12 protein-coding genes are annotated in these 20,069 nt (G+C 40.3%); 9 read left to right on the top strand and 3 right to left on the bottom strand.

What is annotated here, in order from left to right:
* The first annotated feature begins 24 nt into the window (after positions 1–24).
* Positions 25–2,460 (top strand): DUF3160 domain-containing protein, encoded by a 2,436-nt coding sequence (locus tag I2I13_RS18465; protein WP_195650170.1) that lies wholly within the window; start codon positions 25–27, stop codon positions 2,458–2,460.
* The gene (locus I2I13_RS18460; RefSeq protein WP_148367966.1) at positions 2,454–3,380 is read left to right on the top strand and encodes a CapA family protein; all 927 of its coding nucleotides are present in this window, start codon (positions 2,454–2,456) and stop codon (positions 3,378–3,380) included. The genes I2I13_RS18465 and I2I13_RS18460 overlap by 7 nt, the downstream gene beginning before the upstream one ends.
* A 93-nt stretch (positions 3,381–3,473) precedes the next feature.
* On the opposite strand, the gene I2I13_RS18455 is transcribed toward I2I13_RS18460, so the two are convergent.
* A complete protein-coding gene (locus tag I2I13_RS18455; RefSeq protein ID WP_148367967.1) occupies positions 3,474–4,160 on the bottom strand; it encodes a TrkA family potassium uptake protein in 687 nt (228 codons plus the stop codon).
* A gap of 4 nt (positions 4,161–4,164) precedes the next feature.
* Complete coding sequence (locus I2I13_RS18450) at positions 4,165–5,994, bottom strand: TrkH family potassium uptake protein (RefSeq protein WP_148367968.1); 1,830 nt, start codon at positions 5,992–5,994, stop codon at positions 4,165–4,167.
* A 132-nt stretch (positions 5,995–6,126) separates the two neighbouring features.
* Between I2I13_RS18450 and I2I13_RS18445 the strand changes: the two genes are divergently transcribed.
* The gene (locus tag I2I13_RS18445; protein ID WP_195650169.1) at positions 6,127–7,497 is read left to right on the top strand and encodes a TrpB-like pyridoxal phosphate-dependent enzyme; all 1,371 of its coding nucleotides are present in this window, start codon (positions 6,127–6,129) and stop codon (positions 7,495–7,497) included.
* Between the two features lie 132 nt (positions 7,498–7,629).
* Here I2I13_RS18445 and I2I13_RS18440 read toward each other — a convergent pair whose 3' ends face one another.
* On the bottom strand, positions 7,630–8,775 hold the full coding sequence (locus tag I2I13_RS18440) for a helix-turn-helix domain-containing protein (protein ID WP_148367970.1): 1,146 nt from the start codon (positions 8,773–8,775) through the stop codon (positions 7,630–7,632).
* A 210-nt stretch (positions 8,776–8,985) separates the two neighbouring features.
* On the opposite strand from I2I13_RS18440, the gene I2I13_RS18435 reads away from it, so the two are divergent.
* The 6 genes from I2I13_RS18435 (at position 8,986) to I2I13_RS18410 (ending at position 19,997) form a co-directional block, all read left to right on the top strand.
* The gene (locus tag I2I13_RS18435) at positions 8,986–9,726 is read left to right on the top strand and encodes an anti-sigma factor antagonist (RefSeq protein WP_229128671.1); all 741 of its coding nucleotides are present in this window, start codon (positions 8,986–8,988) and stop codon (positions 9,724–9,726) included.
* An 11-nt stretch (positions 9,727–9,737) separates the two neighbouring features.
* On the top strand, positions 9,738–10,688 hold the full coding sequence (locus I2I13_RS18430) for an ABC transporter substrate-binding protein (RefSeq protein ID WP_148367972.1): 951 nt from the start codon (positions 9,738–9,740) through the stop codon (positions 10,686–10,688).
* 13 nt (positions 10,689–10,701) lie between these two features.
* A complete protein-coding gene (locus I2I13_RS18425) occupies positions 10,702–12,639 on the top strand; it encodes a SpoIIE family protein phosphatase (protein ID WP_195650168.1) in 1,938 nt (645 codons plus the stop codon).
* Positions 12,640–12,651: 12 nt separating this feature from the next.
* Positions 12,652–13,059, top strand: a complete 408-nt coding sequence (locus I2I13_RS18420; RefSeq protein ID WP_004325354.1) for an ATP-binding protein — start codon at positions 12,652–12,654, stop codon at positions 13,057–13,059.
* A gap of 97 nt (positions 13,060–13,156) precedes the next feature.
* On the top strand, positions 13,157–17,218 hold the full coding sequence (locus I2I13_RS18415; RefSeq protein ID WP_195650167.1) for a two-component regulator propeller domain-containing protein: 4,062 nt from the start codon (positions 13,157–13,159) through the stop codon (positions 17,216–17,218).
* A 511-nt stretch (positions 17,219–17,729) separates the two neighbouring features.
* Positions 17,730–19,997 carry a glycoside hydrolase family 95-like protein gene (locus tag I2I13_RS18410; RefSeq protein WP_195650166.1) on the top strand — a complete coding sequence of 756 codons (2,268 nt, stop codon included), beginning with the start codon at positions 17,730–17,732 and terminating at the stop codon, positions 19,995–19,997.
* Positions 19,998–20,069: the final 72 nt, after the last annotated feature.

The following is a 20,069-nucleotide window of genomic DNA, read 5'->3' as shown; positions in this document are numbered from 1 at the left end:
GTAATTTATAGAATAATGAAAAACATGAGACGACTATTATTACTGTCCTGTACACTAATTCTTATTCTCTGCGGATGCAAGAACAAGAACAAAAACACCTCAACGGCATCGGCACAAGATACTGTTATGACTGCCACCTCATTATTGACCGATACTGTTCTACCTCAATCTATTGATTTGAAGCAGGATATCAGTCGTTACTCTTTTCAGGAGTTACGTTTATTACGTAGTTATCCATACGCTATACATGGTTATCATTTTATGGAAGCGGACATCAATGCTTTCTTCTCGGCCAATACGAAATGGTATAATGATCTTGTCTGGAAGTTATGGGATGAATCGGAGGCAGACGGAGAGAATAAATTTCCGGAAAACTATGATGAAGTCAAACTGACGGCTGAAGAGAAGGCTTTCGTAGAACGCATCGATGCTCGCATGGCAGAAATGCGTCAGCAACAGTTTACTCAACGAGACTCTTATTATTTAGGAAATGCAAATAATATAGTCAACCTGTTCCAATTCAAAGATATAGACGAGGCATTACTAGCCAAGTTGCAACAGAACAACTTTGCCATTACAGAAGGAAGTAACTTACAGTTGTTTCATGCTTACGAAGAAAATGATTATCGCCAAGTGCCCAATTTCATCACCACTGACTTATATTTACAGGCATTTCACATGTATTTCTCTTATGTACTGAAAAGTCTGGAGAAACAACACATCATTCCTACTTTGGAAAGACTATGTCTATCACTCAACGCAACTTGCATAAGCATCTCCCGCCAGACAGAAGACGAATCTCTGAAAGATATGGCAGAATATGCCGCTACTTTTTATGCTATCCCTTATTATTTGCTGACAAAGGAAACGCCCAGCCTCCCTGCTAAGTATCAAAAAGCATATCAACAGGAAATAGAACATATTAATGCACAAGAAGATGATTTCTCGGAGTTTCTTTCATACAAAGATGCATACTTCCCATACAGTCTTTTCAAACCACGCGGACATTATACCCGTGAACCCCAATTACAGGCATACTTTCAGGCTATGATGTGGCTTCAAACTGCCTGCTTTTGCAGAGAACAACAAGAACAGCTCAAACAAGCAATCTTTCAGGCTACCGTACTATCTAGTTATAAGGATATGACCAGGACACCACTAATGGAACTATACCAACGCGTCTATACACCACTTACTTTCCTGATGGGTGAGACTGATAATCTTTCTCTTCTCGATATTGTACAGATTCTGAAGAAAAATAAAGCAGAATATACTGAAGATGCATTGACTCCGGTTCAAATAGAAAAGGTGAATCAAGCGCTCATTGAACTGGCAAAAAGCAAGAATAGGATCAAACCTAAAATAGAAATCTCCTGCCGGGACAAAATCAACTTTATGCCACAAAGATATCTGGCAGATAATGAAGTACTTCAGGAATTGGTAGATGTCACCCCAAACAGCAAACGTGCTTATCCGAAAGGATTGGATGTCTTTGCCGCTTTCGGAGTAAACTCCGCCGAGACTTTACTGACTGATTTTTACAAAGAACCGGGCAACTGGAACCAGTATACCGGAGAATTACAAAAACTGAAAGATAAATTCAAAGCTTCCCAGCCTGCACAAGTATCTGTCTACGAATTATGGATGAAAAGTCTGTTCACCATGCAGAAAACGGACAAGAGCCAGCCGGGATTTATGCAAACACCCGAATGGGGATACAAGAACCTGAATACAGCTCTGGCATCTTGGGCTGAATTGAAGCATGACGCGATCCTTTACGGAGAACAGCCCATGGCTGCAGAATGTGGAGGTGCCGGACCTCCTGATCCGATCGTAGTGGGGTATGTAGAACCGAATCTTCCTTTCTGGAAGAAAATGTCAGGGATTCTGCAAGCCACCCAACTGGTTCTGCAACAAAGCAATTGCCTGACGGATGACTTGAAAGGAAAGACAGAGCAGTTGCAGGACTATGTCAGCTTTCTGATTCAAGTAACAGAAAAGGAACTGCGGGGAGAAAAACTGACCGAACAGGAATATCGCACTCTTGAGTATATGGGAAGTAGTATAGAATATTTCACTCTGTCTGTGCTCGATCCGGATTTACATCTGGATAACTGGTCATTAGTGCAAGGTCCGGACAAGTCGATAGCTGTAGTGGCTGATATTTATACACGCAACGTGAGGGGATGTGATAAGAATGGAGTACTGCATGTGGCAACAGGAAATGCCAACAATATCTATGTGATAGTAGAAATAGAGGGTAATCTCTATCTTACCCGTGGTGCCACATTTAGTTACTACGAGTTTGTCCAGCCACTGGATACCCGGCTCACGGACGAAGAGTGGCAGAAAATGCTGGAAGAAAAGAAAGCACCTGCCGTCCCGGAATGGATGAAAAATATCCTGCTGGAGAAAGAACCTAAAGTAGATGACAGAGTTTTTTATAGTTCAGGATGCTAATATCCTTTTCCCGAATTAACCGGATTATAGGTAGTATAGGTCTGTTATTGCTTACTGCCTGCCAGCACCCGTCAGAAGAATGTCTCTCTATCGCTTTCACCGGAGATGTTCTTCTGGACAGAGGGGTACGCCAACAGATTCAACGGGGAGGTGTCGAAGATTTATTTGCGTCGGTAGCTCCTCTCTTTCATCAAATGGACGCTACGGTAATCAACCTGGAATGTCCCGTCACTTCGGTTCGTTCACCACTACACAAGAAATATATCTTTCGCGCGGAACCGAGATGGATGGAAGAATTGGTTAAAGCCGGCATCAGTCATGCGGCTTTAGCGAATAATCATACTATGGATCAGGGGCGAAACGGATTGACAGATACTTATCAGCATCTCTTATCGGCAGGAATCACTCCGATAGGATATGGTAATACTTCTTCCGAGAGTTGCCAACCTGTAGTGATAAAGAAAGGAAAAATTAAAGTAGCACTCTTCAATTCAGTTACACTTCCTTTGGAGAATTGGGTATATTTAGAAAATGATCCCGGTATTTGCCAGCAAACCACGGAAGAAATAGAAGAGGAAATCAAAAACTTCAAGCGAGAGAATCCCGAAAGTTATGTGGTCGTAATTCTCCATTGGGGAATCGAATATCAATCTTCCCCTACTCTGAGCCAAAGAAAGGGAGCACACCGACTCATTCGTGCAGGTGCGGATGCTATCATCGGACATCACCCGCACGTCATTCAGAAAGAGGAATATTTCAATGGTAAGCCTATTTTCTATAGTTTAGGCAACCTCGTGTTCGACCAACGAAAACCGGAAACATCACAAAGCCTGATTGTGCAGCTTAATTTCACCTCTATAGGATATAGTATACAACTTCATCCTGTAACAATTAATAATTGCAAACCGGAATTACAATAATCAGACAAAATCAAAGAGGATAACTGCCAACATTATACTTTACCAACAAATATCATCATCCCTCTATCTTGAAATCTGACTAGATTTTGCACATTAAATAGCTTTCCAGAAAGCTTGGAAATCGCGGTATCTACCGTAACAAACCAGTTCATCTCCTTCTTCTACTTTCTCATTTTCCGATAATTCATTCTTCACATGAAGTTCGGTCAGAGAAATACCCAGGCAATTGGTTATCTTATTTGCCCGTTTCAAGCCTATCATTTTCAGATGAAATTCTTCATCCAGATTTAACTCATTCACAAAATATCCTACAAATTTTTCTGGAACCGTGAACTTCACAACATAATAATCCTGATCAATGCGGAACCCTTCCATGTTTGTGCCGAAATCGAGCAGTTGCACCAGACTACGGGCAGCATCTTCTTCCGGAGTCAGGATTCTTTCAAGATCAAAGGCTTCAAGCACTGCTTTATGTACTGCATCAATAGCACGGGCAAAGATGCGGGGAACCTTTTTCTGCTTCAACAGAGCAACAACACGTATCGATGCACCAAAATTCTCACCAATCGCTACAATCACTATATCCACACTATTCAACGGTAACACTGACAATGATTGTTCGTCAGTGGCATCAATGACAAAAGCTGTAGCAACCTTATCTTTGATTGAATCTATACGACTTTCACTAATATCCGCACCAATAATCTCGTGTCCTAACGCAGACAATTCCTCGGCCAACACATGACCGTAATTTCCTAAACCGATAATAATATACTTCATATCTTTAGTTTATTATAATGTTATCACTCGGATAACGGTATTTTGTATTCTTTTTCTGTTTTACAATTCCCAACATCAATGTTATCAATCCCACACGTCCGATAAACATCAACAAGGATACCAACAACTTACTGGCATCACACAAATGAGGGGTCAGATTCAGACTGGATCCCACAGTACTAAGTGCAGAGACACATTCGAAAGTCAATGCCATGATGGAAACACCCGGTTCGAGTATGCTCAATGTGAAAATAAAGATGAATAACACTCCCAATGACATGACTACTGTTGCGTTGGAACGCCGGATTGAATCGTAAGACAATTCCCTGCCGAACACTTCTACCCGTTCAGTACCACGCAATACGGCTACAAGATTCAGAACCACGACCGCAAAAGCATTCACTTTCACACCACCTGCCGTAGATTGTGAACCACCGCCAACCCACATCAAGAATAGATAAACCAATAAAGTCTGCACGCTCAACGATGCCAGATCGACACTACTGAAACCGGCTGTTCGCGGACAAGTGGCATTAAAGAAGGCTTGAGTCCATTTGTCTGCCAAAGGCATACCGGCAAAGGAAGCATTCCACTCAAAAGCAGCAATAGCTAATGTACCGATTAATAAAAGCAGGAAAGTCATGATTAACACAATTTTCGTATTCAGGTTATAGAGATGCTGCATTTTGTGACGATCCAGTTTGCGTGTACAGACCAATTTCCAGAAACGACGCAGGTGATACAATACAATATCCTTGAAATTGACAAGAATGGGGAAGCCGATCCCCCCGAAGATTATCAGTAAAGAAACAGAAATAAACAGTCCATTATGATTGGTCATCACCATCGGATTCCCTAAATTACCGGAAAGTGTAGAAAAGCCTGCATTACAAAAAGCTGATATAGAATGGAAAGCAGCAAAACCTAACTCCCCTTCCAAAGTCATTCCCAACGTACCGTGAATACTAAACCAAATCGAGGCCATGCCAATCCCTTCAATCACTAAAGTAAAACCTAATATATATAGTAAGGTAGACAGTAATGAGCCTAACGAATTGGAACTAACCATATCACGCACAACGAGCTGATTGTAAATGGAAGTGTTCCCCATGAAGAACATGGCAAAGAAGCTGGTTAATGTCATCACTCCTAATCCGCCGATCTGAATCAATAGAATTATGACAACTAATCCGGAAGTGGTGAATGTTGTAGATACATCTACCGGAACCAACCCTGTAACACATACGGCACTGGTAGCCGTAAATAAAGAGTCCACCCAAGTAATGCCATTCACCGTGCAGCGCGGAAGCATCAACAAGCCTGCTCCAATCAGGATAATAGCCATAAAACTGACTGCCAATATCAAGGACGGATTGGTACGCCGTCCCAACAGGCGCACCAGCCCATTGGACAAGTTGAGGAAGGAAAGGACTAATAGTAACAGGAGATGATAAAACTTCCCATGCAAGAATTCCCAAATCTGCAAAATAGCTCCTTCTTCTTCCGGACGGTGAAAAATGACGGGTATTAGAGTGAGATATAACAATCCGCTTAATATCCAGGCCAATCGCCGGTATTGTTTTTTAGTATTCCGGTATTCCAGTGAGATATGTAAAGTTACATCAATCAGAAAGATGATCCAGACTGTTTTATACAATGTCTGCAAATTCGCCACTTCATCTATGGATAAGGGAAAGCCGTGTTCATATACTACTCCGACAATCAACAACAGAGATGCCAGATAGGTGAGTGCTTCTACCAGTCCCAACAAGATACGTACATAGGGTTTTAGCAGTTTATTCTGATACAATAAAAACTTATGATAAATCTTCATATCATCTTTTTTAACAGGGTCGTGCAAACTTAAGTAAAATAACAATTAGAACCGATTCTTTGTTGACAAAATTTTCTGAATATTAAAAATTTGAGTACTTTTGGCAACAAGAAACTAAAAAACTACAATATTATGAGTGAAAAAAGAAAACGGTATATTTTACCCGAAGAAGAAATTCCACACTACTGGTACAACATTCAGGCTGATATGGTAAACAAACCTATGCCTCCGTTACATCCGGGAACCAAACAACCACTGAAAGCGGAAGACTTGTATCCGATTTTCGCTAAGGAACTGTGTCATCAGGAACTGAATCAGACCGATGCATGGATCGAAATACCGGAAGAAGTGCGCGAAATGTATAAATACTATCGCAGTACTCCGCTAGTTCGTGCTTACGGATTGGAAAAAGCACTCGGTACTCCGGCTCATATCTATTTTAAGAATGAGAGTGTCAGCCCTATCGGTTCACATAAGTTGAACTCTGCATTGGCACAGGCTTATTATTGCAAAGAAGAAGGGGTGACCAACATCACCACTGAAACCGGTGCCGGACAATGGGGAGCCGCTCTTTCTTATGCAGCTAAGGTTTTCGGTTTGGAAGCTGCTGTTTATCAGGTAAAAATCAGTTATGAACAGAAACCGTACCGCCGTAGCATTATGCAGACTTTCGGAGCACAGGTAACCCCTTCTCCATCCATGTCTACCCGTGCCGGTAAGGATATTCTAACTAAACATCCCACTTATCAGGGTTCGTTGGGAACAGCTATTTCGGAAGCTATCGAACTGGCACAAATGACTCCCAACTGTAAATATACGCTCGGTTCTGTACTTAGCCATGTTACTCTTCACCAGACTATTATCGGACTGGAAGCTGAAAAACAGATGGAAATGGCAGGTGAATATCCGGATATCGTAATCGGTTGTTTCGGAGGTGGTTCCAATTTCGGAGGTATCTCTTTCCCATTCATGCGTCACACGATACAGGCAGGAAAAAAGACTCGTTTTGTTGCTGCCGAACCTGCTTCTTGCCCGAAACTGACACGTGGTAAGTTCCAGTATGACTTCGGTGATGAAGCCGGATATACTCCGTTGCTACCGATGTTTACCCTGGGACACAATTTTGCTCCGGCCCATATTCATGCCGGTGGTCTTCGTTATCATGGTGCAGGTGTCATCGTTTCACAGTTGCTCAAGGACAATCTGATGGAGGCAGTAGATATACAGCAATTGGAATCTTTCGAAGCAGGTTGTCTGTTTGCACAGTCTGAAGGTATTATTCCGGCTCCAGAGTCCAGCCACGCTATTGCAGCGGCTATCCGCGAAGCTAACAAATGCAAGGAGACAGGAGAAGAAAAAGTAATCCTGTTTAATCTTTCCGGACATGGCCTGATTGATATGGCTTCTTATGATAAGTATTTGGCCGGTGACTTGGTAAACTATTCATTGACTGATGATGATATTCAGAAGAATTTAGACGAAATAGGAGATTTAGCTAAATAAATAACCTGTTAGTTTCAAGTTTCACCACAGATTACATAAAAGAAACATCGATTCTGCATTGATAATCTTTGAATTACAATCAAATCCGTGCTAATTCTATGATCTGTGGTGATTCTTTTCCCACACTCCTTATTAATTTTCTCTATTGAGCATCTCCATATATTCACTGGGAGACATTTTTTCCACACTCGCAAAATAACGGTAAAAACTGGAACGGGAGGTAAAGCCGCTCAAAAACATTAATTCCTTTACTGTAAGGTCTTTTTTCAGCTGTGCCTGTTCTTTAAAATACTGCAAACGGTAGAAATTAATATAATCTCTGAAACCGGAAAAGCCATCATAATGAAGAGCCTTATTGAGTCTGTTTTCATTCGTATTCAAATCATTCAAGAAATCCTGTAAGGAATATAGAGGATTAGTAAACGATTTACTATGTTTCATAAGACTTTGCATCTGATTGGATAGTTCAAGAACGACAGGTGAAACTGCAATTTCCCGAATGGCTTCTATTTCTTCCATCTCCAGCTCTTCTACAGGCTGGGGAGGTAAAGAAAGCGGATTCTCATTACGCAAATATAGTATATTTAAAAAAAGGACGGGAAGGATTACAATATAACCGAACACGTTAAAGCATAATCCACTAGTACCCAGCATCAGCCAAATATAGCCGGACATGATGATAGCAAAACACATCATATAAATCGACATTGCCTTACTCTGTTTACGTCGGACTGGGATCCATCGTCTCATATATGGAAAGAGGAAATTTACGGAAGGAGTAATTACACTGATTATAAACAGCATCAGCCTTACCCGTACATCCTGTTCTCCAATATTCTCCCGAATGGAGGCAAAAGATTTTAGAGTAGTATAGTGACCGTTGAAAAACTCATAACAACAAGCTATACATGTGATCAGCAAAATAGGAATACATAAACTGACGACTCTTGAAAAAGTCATCCATCCCGGTTTCAATGAGGCTATAGGAAAAATAGAAAAGAATTGAAAAAAGACAATCACCCGGACAATATGCCATATCGAAAGATGATTCATCGGAACTTCAGTAAAACGCGGAATCGTCTCCTCACCTCCTCTACTGAAAATCCACATCCATTCCAGATTATCACACAAAAGAAGAAGGGACAGAGTGATAGCCAATACTCCCCATGCTTTTGTAAGTCCATTATTGTCTGAAGAACGTGAATAAACAAGTATTCCCAATACCAAGCCCACAATATCCAGCAACAATTCAATGCAGAGAACAATTACGTTTACCATGTTTTTTTGTTTTGAGCGACAAAAGTAGTCTTTTCGCGAAAAGAACGGGAGCATCCCACTTGCAAAAAGCGTCCCAATATAGGGAGATTAGCTAAAATGGGAACTATTTGGGGGTAATATATTTCAGACTTTTCACCTTTACTAATACTTTTGTGGCAGCATTCACCCCAAACAAGAATAAATTATAATATGACGCGCTACTTAAAGAATATGGAAAAGGAAATCACTATCGAAAATCAGGTAGAGGAAATTGCAATAATTGCCCAATTCATCGAAGAATTAGGCATATCATTACATTTACCTTCCGGCATTACAATGAGTCTCAATCTTGCTATTGAAGAAGCAATAAGCAATATTATCCATCACGGTTACCCTCAAAATCAAAAAGGTGAAATCATATTGAAAACTTCCGTGGCACCCGGACTACTGATTGCCCAAATTATTGACGATGGTATTTCATTCGATCCCACAAAATCTGAAAATGAAGCATCAGGAGATGCACTATCTCTGGAACAGCAACTGACACAAGGTTTGGGGCTCTTTCTGATTCGCCGCACCATGGATAAAGTAGAATATCATTCGACGGACAGTCAAAACGAACTAATCCTGACTAAAAAAATAGACATGGATTTCAAACCGGAAGCAACTCTTAAAACGAACTTATGTAAAATAGAGGAAGTTATCATACTCACTGTTGAAGGACGATTGGACACTGCCAATACGAACGAATTCAATGCTCTCATCCAACCTCTGCTAAGCATTCAGAATCCTAATATAATAATCAACTGCGAAGGATTACTATATATCAGCAGTTCCGGTTTAAGAAGTCTGATAACCCTCCAGAAAAGTGTAAAGCAACACAGCGGACAACTTGTATTGGAAGCTATGCGTCCGGAAATACGGAAAATATTCGATATGACAGGCTGTTCCGGCCTTTTTATCATTCGTTAATCCCACTTATAATGAGAAAAGCATCTATTATTTGCTGTATCTTGCTATCTCTGTTCTTTCTGACAGAACCGGTGAATGCGCAGTCGATTAACCTCACACCTAAATGGACGGCACAAGCACAATTTGCAGGCTATTACGTAGCTGACAAACTAGGATTCTACAAGGAAGAAGGACTTGACGTACACGTAGTACATCCTTCGCTTTCGGCAAGCTCTTTTTCTTTCCTGCAGAAAGGATATTCGCAAGCGGTAGTTATGAACCTATCGTATGCCCTGACTGAATATTTTGCAGGTGCACAGGTAGTCAATATCTTGCAAACCTCACAGGAAAACAGCCTGATGCTTGTCAGTCGTTCACCACTCAAGGGTATTTCATCTTTGCAACATAAGAAAATAGGGGTATGGAATCATCTTAGTCAAGAACTACTGGATCAAATAGCCAACAAATATCAACTCCAGGTGGAATGGATACGTTTCAATGGGGGAGTCAACATTTTCCTATCAAAAGCTGTGGATATTTGCCTCGTAGGAAGCTACAATGAGTTTCTACAACTGATTGAAGCCGGCATCAAGACGGATTCTATTCATATCATGCGTTTCTCGGATTATGGATATAACCTGCCGGAGGACGGACTTTATGTTAGCAGAGAATTCTATCAGAAATATCCTCAAGCAGTACAGAAATTAGCCCGTGCCAGCATGCGTGGCTGGGAATGGGCAAATGAACACCGCGAACAAACATTGGACATCGTAATGGAACAAGTGCATCAACACAACATAGGAACCAACCGGTATCACCAACGTAAAATGTTGGATGAGATACTAAGGTTACAAACAAACAAGAAGAGCGGGCAACGTCCCTATCGGCTAAGCCGGGAAGAGTTTAATCTGGCAACAAGTATTTTGTTGCCGGATCAAACTCAAAATTCCAATGATATCCGTTATGAAAATTTTGTAAAATAATAGACATTCATTCATGAAATACACATTCTCCCATTCTTTTGCAACCCGGCTAAGTATCTACGTACTATCTTTTACGTTAATTATCTTTGCTACTATCATGGCGTTATTTTATTATTATAGCCAACAGAAAGTAACGGGCTTTGCAATCGAACGCACTCATGGACTATTAAGTAACATTGCTACAGAAATCAGCGGTCAGCTACTGTCTGTTGAGACGACTGTCAACCAATCTGTCTGGGTCTTGGAAAAGAATATTGATCACCCGGACTCTTTACACAATATTATAGAATCTGTTGTAAGAAACAATCAGTTCATCGTCGGAAGCGGCATAGCTTTCGTTCCCGACTATTACAAAGAAAAAGGGAAATATTTCATGCCTTATGCTTCTTTCAAGGATGAAATAAATGGAGAAATAACCTATCAGGTATTGGGTAGTCAGAATTATGACTATCCATGCATGGATTGGTATCTTATTCCCCAGTTACTTAAACAACCTTATTGGAGTGAGCCTTACTATGACGACGGAGGGGGAAACTTCATCATGAGTACTTATGCCAAACCTCTGTTTGACAGCAAAGGGGAACTATATGCAGTTTTCACTGCCAATATATCCCTGACACAATTCACTGATACAATCAGTCTACTGAAGCCTTATCCTTCCAGCTACACCTATTTAATTAGCCGCAACGGAAGCTTTCTGACTCACATGGACCGAAGCAAGATCATGAATGAAACGATATTCTCCGAAGCTTTCGCCAAAGAAAATCTAGCACAGGAACAGATCGGACACGAAATGCTGGCAGGACATACCGGAACTATGCGCTTCAATAATAAAGGAGTCGACTCGTATGCATTTTACACAACCATTCCTCAAATAGGATGGTCGGTATGTACTGTTTGTCCAAGCCAGATTATTCTTCAGGAATTGGATAACACCTCACGGAAAATCATCTATACCTTTATGGTTGGTATGATAGCTTTATTTCTAATCATATACAGCATTATCCGACGCCTTGTCAGTCCACTGGAGAAATTCTCCGAATCAGCCCGGGAAATTGCGACCGGACGGTTTGATGTTATCCTGCCGGAAGTACATTCCAAAGATGAAATAAAGGATTTACATGATTCACTTGTCTTCATGCAACACTCTTTATCTACCTACGTAGGTGAACTAAGAGATACCACTGCCAGCAAAGAACGGATTGAAAGCGAGCTTTCCATAGCACGGGAAATTCAAATGGGGATGCTTCCTAAAATATTCCCTCCTTATCCCGAACGCAATGATGTAGATTTACATGCTATACTCCATCCCGCCAAAGAAGTAGGTGGAGACCTTTATGATTTCTATATGGATGGCAATCACCTCTACTTTTTAATCGGAGATGTTTCGGGGAAAGGAGTGCCCGCCTCTCTATTTATGGCTATCACCCGTAGTTTATTCCGCACCTTGTCACAACAGGTACTTTCGCCGGCTAAGATTGTGACGGATATGAACAACTCGATTTCTGATAATAACGAATCCAACATGTTTGTTACGCTTATTGTCGGAATCCTTGATTTGGAAACAGGTAAACTGAAACTGTGTAATGCCGGACATAATCCTCCCATATTGATTCGTCCGGACGGACAGGTTTCTTTCCTTGAATTCAAAACACAGATATTTGTCGGTATCATTGAAGAATTTGCCTATACCGAAGATGAAACAACATTGGAGAAAGGAAGTAAACTGTTCCTCTACACCGATGGAGTGACAGAAGCTGAAAATACAGACAAAGAACTATATGGAGACGAAAAGTTATTGAAAACATTGTCTGATAATAGCACGTCTGATGTACGCACCACTGTTAATGGTATAGTGGACTCTATAGCAGAGCATGTCAAAGAAGCAGAAGCCAGCGATGACTTGACTATTTTACTTATTCAATATGAACCCGGGACAACAAACAATTAAGCACATATCATTATGGAAAGAGAAATAAAGATCTCAAACGATTTAAATGAAATTTCAGTTTTAGCCAGTTTCATCGAAGAACTGGGAGAGGAACTTTCTTTGTCATTTGAAACGACAATGAATATTAATCTGGCATTGGAAGAGGCCGTAGCCAATATAATTATGTATGCCTATCCGACTCAAGAACAACACACCATCCTATTAAGAGTAACTTACAGCGAAAAACAACTCGTTTTCCTATTAACGGACAAAGGAGCCTCTTTTGATCCGACACAAGTAGACGAGGTAGATGTTACGCTTTCTTTGGAGGAACGTCCAATCGGGGGGCTGGGAATATTCCTTATACGAAGCATTATGAACGAAATATCATACCAACGTATCGACAATGAGAATCACCTCATTATGAAAAAAGACATTTAACGCGGGGCGGAAAGATTGTATAGTTTTCCGGTCAATTCATGGGGTATATCAAAGATTTCACTATCTTTGATGCCATTATTAATCTTATGAACTAATAATGAGCAGCCTTAACAAAATAACAATCTGTCTACTTTTTCTATGTGCAGGAGTTAATTATGCTTTTTCTGATATTCCGGAGCAAATCAACTTCTCCTATATCTCTATTAATGAAGGATTGTCACAAAGTACCGTATTCTCTATCGATCAGGACCAACGAGGCAATATGTGGTTCGCAACTTATGACGGAGTAAACAAGTACGATGGGTATTCATTTACAGTTTATCAGCATAATGAAGATGATCCGAACAGTATCGCTAATGATATTTCCCGAATCGTAAAGACCGACAGTCAGGGACGGGTTTGGATCGGTACACGGGATGGTTTGTCATATTATGACGAAGAGAAAGACAAGTTCAGGAATTTCTTCTATGAGAAAAAAGGCAAGAAACAGCAAATCAATGGTATTGCAGAAATCTCGCCTGAGCAGTTGCTTATAAGTACACAGGAAGGTCTGACTATGTTCGATATTAAAGAATCACGATTCGTTGATGATTCTTTTAGCACAGCCATGCATAAGATAGTGGCTTCTGCTCTTTACCGGAATGGTGATATTATCTATATCGGTACCCCTGTTGACGGGCTTTACAGCTATTCCATTCCCCAAAAGAAACTGGAGAAAATTAGTCCGATAACAGGAACTAAACAGATTCAGGCCATTTTACAGCAATCCCCTACCCGCATCTGGATAGCTACCGAAGGAGCCGGTCTACTTCTACTCAATCCGAAAACGCAAAAAGTAAAAGCTTATCATCATTCTTCTTCCAATCCTAAAAGTATCAGTTCCAATTATATCCGTTCCCTGGCACTGGATTCGCAAAATCGCCTATGGATAGGAACATTCAATGATTTAAACATTTATCATGAAGCAAACGATTCTTTCGTTTCTTATAGCAGCAGTCCGGTAGAAAGCGGGAGTCTGTCACAGCGTTCGGTCCGCAGTATCTTTATGGATTCGCAGGGCGGAATGTGGCTTGGAACATATTTCGGAGGACTAAATTATTATCATCCGATCCGCAACAGATTCAAGAATATTCAGCGTATTCCATATAAGAATTCTTTAAGTGACAATGTAGTCAGTTGCATTACCGAAGATAAGAATAAGAACTTATGGATAGGAACGAATGATGGTGGATTGAATCTATATAACCCAAAGACACAACAATTTACACACTATATTCTACAGGAAGACGAACGGGAAATCGGTATTGGTTCCAACAATATCAAAGCCGTATATGTAGATGAACAAAAATCACTTGTATATATAGGAACACATGCGGGTGGTCTGACTGTTCTCCACCGTAACAGTGGACAAATGGAAAGTTTTAATCAGCTGAATAGCCAGTTGGTCAATGAAAATGTATATGCCATTCTTCCTGACAAGGAGGGTAGTATTTTATTAGGAACTTTAAGTGCGCTGGTTAGTTTTAATCCGGAGAAACGGAGCTTTACCACCATAGATAAAGAAAAAGACGGTACGCCATTTACTTCACAACGAATCACAATCCTGTTCAGAGATTCCCGTAAACGTCTTTGGATCGGTGGCGAAGAAGGTATATCAGTCTTTCAGCAGGAAGGGATCGAAATAGAAAAAGCTCCTATTCTTCCGGAATCATCTGTAACAAAGATGTTTACCAATTGCATTTATGAAGCTGCCAATGGCATCATTTGGGTAGGTACGCGTGAAGGTTTCTACAGTTTTAATGAAAAAGAGAAGAAAATCAAACGATATACAACAGCTAACGGTTTACCCAATAATGTGGTCTACGGTATTCTGGAAGATACCTTCGGGCGTCTCTGGGTAAGCACCAACCGCGGTATCTCCTGTTTCAATCCGGAGACAGAGAAGTTCCGTAATTTTACGGAATCCGACGGGTTGCAGAGTAATCAGTTTAATACTTCTTCATTCTGCCGCACCTCTAATGGGCAAATGTACTTCGGGGGTATCAACGGTATCACAACTTTCCGCCCGGAACTCCTACTGGACAACCCTTACACTCCTCCGGTAGTTATCACTAAACTTCAACTGTTTAACAAGACAGTCCGTCCGGATGATGAAACCGGTATCCTGACTAAGAATATCAATGAAACAGAAAGTATCACGCTAAAATCATGGCAAACAGCTTTCACTATTGAATTTGTGGTATCCAACTATATTTCAGGTCAACACAATACTTTCGCTTATAAATTGGAAGGATATGATAAAGAGTGGTATTATCTGACAGACAAACGTACTGTCTCCTACTCCAACTTGCCGCAAGGTACTTATCATTTTCTGGTGAAAGCAGCTAATAGTGACGGAAAATGGAATACCGTACCTACAATGTTGGAAATCATAGTTCTCCCTATATGGTACAAGACTTGGTGGGCAATCATGCTTTTCCTTGCTGTTTTTATCGGCTTTATCACTTTCGTCTTCCGCTTCTTCTGGATGCGGAAGAGCATGGAGGCAAAACTGGAGCTCGAGCGCAAAGACAAGGAGCATCAAGAAGAAATCAACCAGATGAAGATGCGCTTCTTCATCAATATTTCCCATGAACTTCGTACGCCGTTGACTCTTATCTTGGCTCCTTTACAAGAAATAATCAATAAGATCAGTGACCGTTGGACTCGTAATCAACTGGAATATATCCAACGTAATGCTAATCGTCTGCTACATCTTGTGAACCAACTGATGGATTATCGCCGAGCCGAATTGGGAGTTTTCGAGTTGAAAGTTAAGAAAGAGAATGCGCATCAACTAATACAAGATAATTTCTTGTTCTATGATAAACTGGCACGCCACAAAAAGATTACTTATACTCTCCATTCTGAATTGGAAGATAAAGAGGAACTTTTTGATCCTAATTATCTGGAACTGATTGTTAATAACTTGCTTTCAAATGCTTTCAAATATACGGAAAGCGGTCAAAGCATCACTGTGACATTGAAAGAGGAGAATAATTGGCTGGTACTGCAGGTTAGTGACACCGGCATCGGCATTCCTATCAACAAACAGGGAAAAATATTCGAACGTTTTTATCAGATAGAGAGTGAGCACGTAGGAAGTGGTATCGGTCTTTCATTGGTACAACGTCTGGTAGAATTACACCATGGCCGTATCGAATTGGACAGTGAAGAGGGCAAAGGCAGCACTTTCTCTGTTTATCTGCCACAAGACATAAATACCTATAAGTCCTCCGAACTGGCTTCTAATGACAGTCTGAATGAGGAAGGTCAGGTATATTCCACCAATTCGAAAGAAATGTATTTCATTGATACGGAAAAGATCGAAAGCGAAACGATCGAAGCCGGTGACAAGAAGCGTGGCACTATTCTTATTGTAGAGGACAATAATGAAATCCGCCATTATCTTAGTAGCGGACTTGCCGAACTTTTCAATACGCTGGAAGCCGGGAATGGTGAAGAAGCTTTGGAAAAACTGAAAGACAATGAAGTTGACATCATTGTAACTGATGTCATGATGCCTGTGATGGATGGTATTAAATTATGTAAGAATGTGAAGCAAAATATCCGTACCTGTCATATTCCCGTGATTATCCTGTCTGCTAAAAGCGAAGTCAAAGACCAGATGGAAGGTCTGCAAATGGGTGCGGATGATTATATCCCGAAACCATTCTCGCTGGCTATCCTGACTACGAAGATACAGAATATGATGCGTACCCGCAGACGTATGCTTGAACGGTATTCTAAATCTCTGGAAGTGGAACCGGAAAAGATTACGTTTAACGCCATGGATGAAGCCTTACTGAAACGTGCCGTAGCCATTGTAGAAAAAAATATGGATAATATTGAATTCTCTACTGACGAGTTTGCCAGAGAAATGAACATGAGCCGTTCTAATCTACATCTCAAATTGAAAGCTATTACAGGCGAATCGACTATTGACTTTATACGAAAGATCCGTTTCAATGAAGCGGCCAAATTATTAAAAGATGGTCGCTACACGATAGCAGAAGTCAGCACAATGGTAGGTTTCAATACACCTTCTTACTTTGCTACGAGTTTCAAGAAGTATTTCGGATGTTTGCCTACGGAGTATATTAAGAAAATAAAAGGATAAATCAGTGAATTCCGAATATGAATCTGCTGGCTTGAGATTTATGTTCATTTCGGTTCGGAAAAGAACATAAAATGCTATTACTGACAATAATACATTACTATGCAGCTTTCAATTTATTCTCTTATTAGCATTATTTATCTTATTACCAAGCGAGCTTTCGTTTGACTATAGTTGAACGAACGCTTGACTTTAGTTAAACTATCGTTCGACTTAAGTCAAACGAAAACTCATTAGGCAATGAAATTAATATCAATAGGGAAGCTATTACTTAAAAGTAGCCAATAAGATCATTATTGTATCTAAAAGGAGTAATATTCTACATAACGAATACTGAAAGCTAATTCCCGAAAATCTTCAACCTTTAAAGAAGAAATACATTCTTTACCCCATACAAACAAAAACATTAGACAAAAATGAAAGACTATTCAACAATACCAATAGTCGTAAAATTGTCATACTCCATATATTTGCAGAGAGATCATCATTAATTAAAAAACAAAAAAAGTATACTATGAATTCTTTAAACAAATTGTACTCCTACCTACTTTTATCATTGACCAGCATTCTTTTTGTGAATGCCCACCCGACAATTATAAAACAAGATATTGACTGGCCCCAATTTATGAGTCAACAAGATATGATATGGGAAAAATTGCCTGAATATTGGTATGATTCCCCCTTTTTAGGTAATGGGAAACTAGGATTAATGATCTATAAAGAACCCGGGGAAAACTACATACGCTTAGAAACAGGGAACTGTGATGTACACGATCACCGTGCCAAAAGAGACGTTTTTGGAATCCCCAGGCTGCTCACCGGACATTTCGCATTACGCCCTAAAGGAGAAATTATCAGCGGGCAAATGCGTCTTGATCTTTGGAATGCCGAAGCATCAACAGATATAACAACAACCAAAGGAGTCATTCATTTAAAGACGATTGTCCATGCTGATGACATGATTATCATAGTGAAAGCAACTACCGAAGGAGATGAAAATAATTTTAAATGGGAATGGATAGCTGCCGAAGCTAATAGCCCACGTTATCTCATTTTTAAGAGACGGGGACAAACTAATAAAATACCTCAAGATTATGAGCTCAACCCTGCACCAACAATCAGTCGAAATGGGAATATTAGTTTATCCGTTCAAAAGTTATTAGCAGGAGGTCAGACAACAGTAGGCTGGCAAGAGACTCAACAATCTAAAAAAGAACGGACTCTATGGATAAACCTGACCCATACATATCCTCAAAACAATTCCAATGAAATATGCAAAACAGAAATTCAGAATGCTATGCATAAAGGATATGATTCACTGCAATGCACGCATCGGAAATGGTGGAATGACTACTATCCATCCAGCTTCATTACACTGCCTGAGGCACAAAAAGAAAATTTCTACTGGATTCAAATGTATAAACTGGCTTCTGCTACTCGTGGTGACCGTGTTTTAATAGATAATACAGGTCCATGGCTTACAGAAACACCGTGGCCAAATGCCTGGTGGAATCTGAATGTGCAACTCACATATTGGGCTCTGAACGCCTCCGATCATCTGGATTTAGCAGCTTCACTAGAAAATGCTCTTTATAATCATGTGGATCAATTACGCCTTAACATCCCTGCTCCGTATCGCCATAACTCATTAGGTATCGGAGTTGCCTCCAATCTTGAATGTATGACAAGTGAAGTTGGAATTCCGGGAAAAGGCAAGGCACAAGTAGGATTACTTCCTTGGGCTTGTCATAATCTCTGGCTCATTTATCGCCACAAGATGGATGACGACGTATTAAGACACAAATTATTTCCACTACTAAAAGAGTCAATCAACTATTATCTGCATTTCTTAAAACAAGGAAGCGACGGAAAATTGCATCTTCCTACAACTTACTCACCCGAATATGACGTCGTTGAAGACTGCAATTTTGATCTTGCATTACTCCGCTGGGGATGCCAGACATTAGTAGAATCGGCGCATAGATTAAAGATCCAAGATCCGCTAATTAATACATGGAAAAATGTTCTCCTTAACCTCACTCCATATCCTATGGATGAGAACGGGTTACTTATCGGAAAAGATATGCCGTATGCTTTTTCTCATAGACACTACTCCCATTTGCTTGCTATCTACCCTCTATACCTTATCAATAAAGAACAACCGAACGATATCGAAACTATAGAGAAATCATTGGCTTTCTGGCAAAGTAAACCTAAAGCCCTGCTCGGTTATTCATGTACAGGCGCATCCTCCATATCCTCTGCTATCGGTAAAGGAAACGATGCACTTACATATCTAAATAAATTATTTGGTAAATACCTTAGCCCTACCACCATGTATAAAGAAAGCGGTCCCGTTATCGAGACACCTCTGTCTGGTGCGCAGTGCATCCATGATATGCTTTTACAAAGTTGGGGTGGTAAGATTCGCATTTTCCCTGCAGTTCCTGATACATGGCAGGATGTTGCATACTGTGGCCTACGCACAGAAGGAGCTTTTAAGGTATCTGCCAGCCGGAAAGATGGAAAGACGCAGTTTATTCATATAAAAAGTTTAGCAGGTGAACCTTGCATAATAACAACAGATATGCCTAATCCTATTTTCAAGGGAGAACGAACCTTTACAGTGAACTCATTCGATAACACATATCAAATCGATTTAAAGAAAGGAGAGGAAGTCTTAATTTACCCACAAGGAGTGCCACAAAATTTTGTTATTTCCCCAATTATAAAATCATCCCAAAATTGCTTTGGGCTGAAAATTGTCCAATCTAACACCTAAAATTATCCCAAATACAGCATTAAACTATGCCTAAAAAGGATGGCATTATGATATCTAATAGTCTATATCATA

The sequence above is a fragment of the Bacteroides sp. D55t1_190419_B8 genome, assembly GCF_015558905.1.
GTDB lineage: Bacteria > Bacteroidota > Bacteroidia > Bacteroidales > Bacteroidaceae > Bacteroides > Bacteroides vicugnae.
The sequence above is the reverse complement of the archived record's forward strand: the minus strand, read 5'-3'. Positions and strand labels throughout refer to the sequence as shown.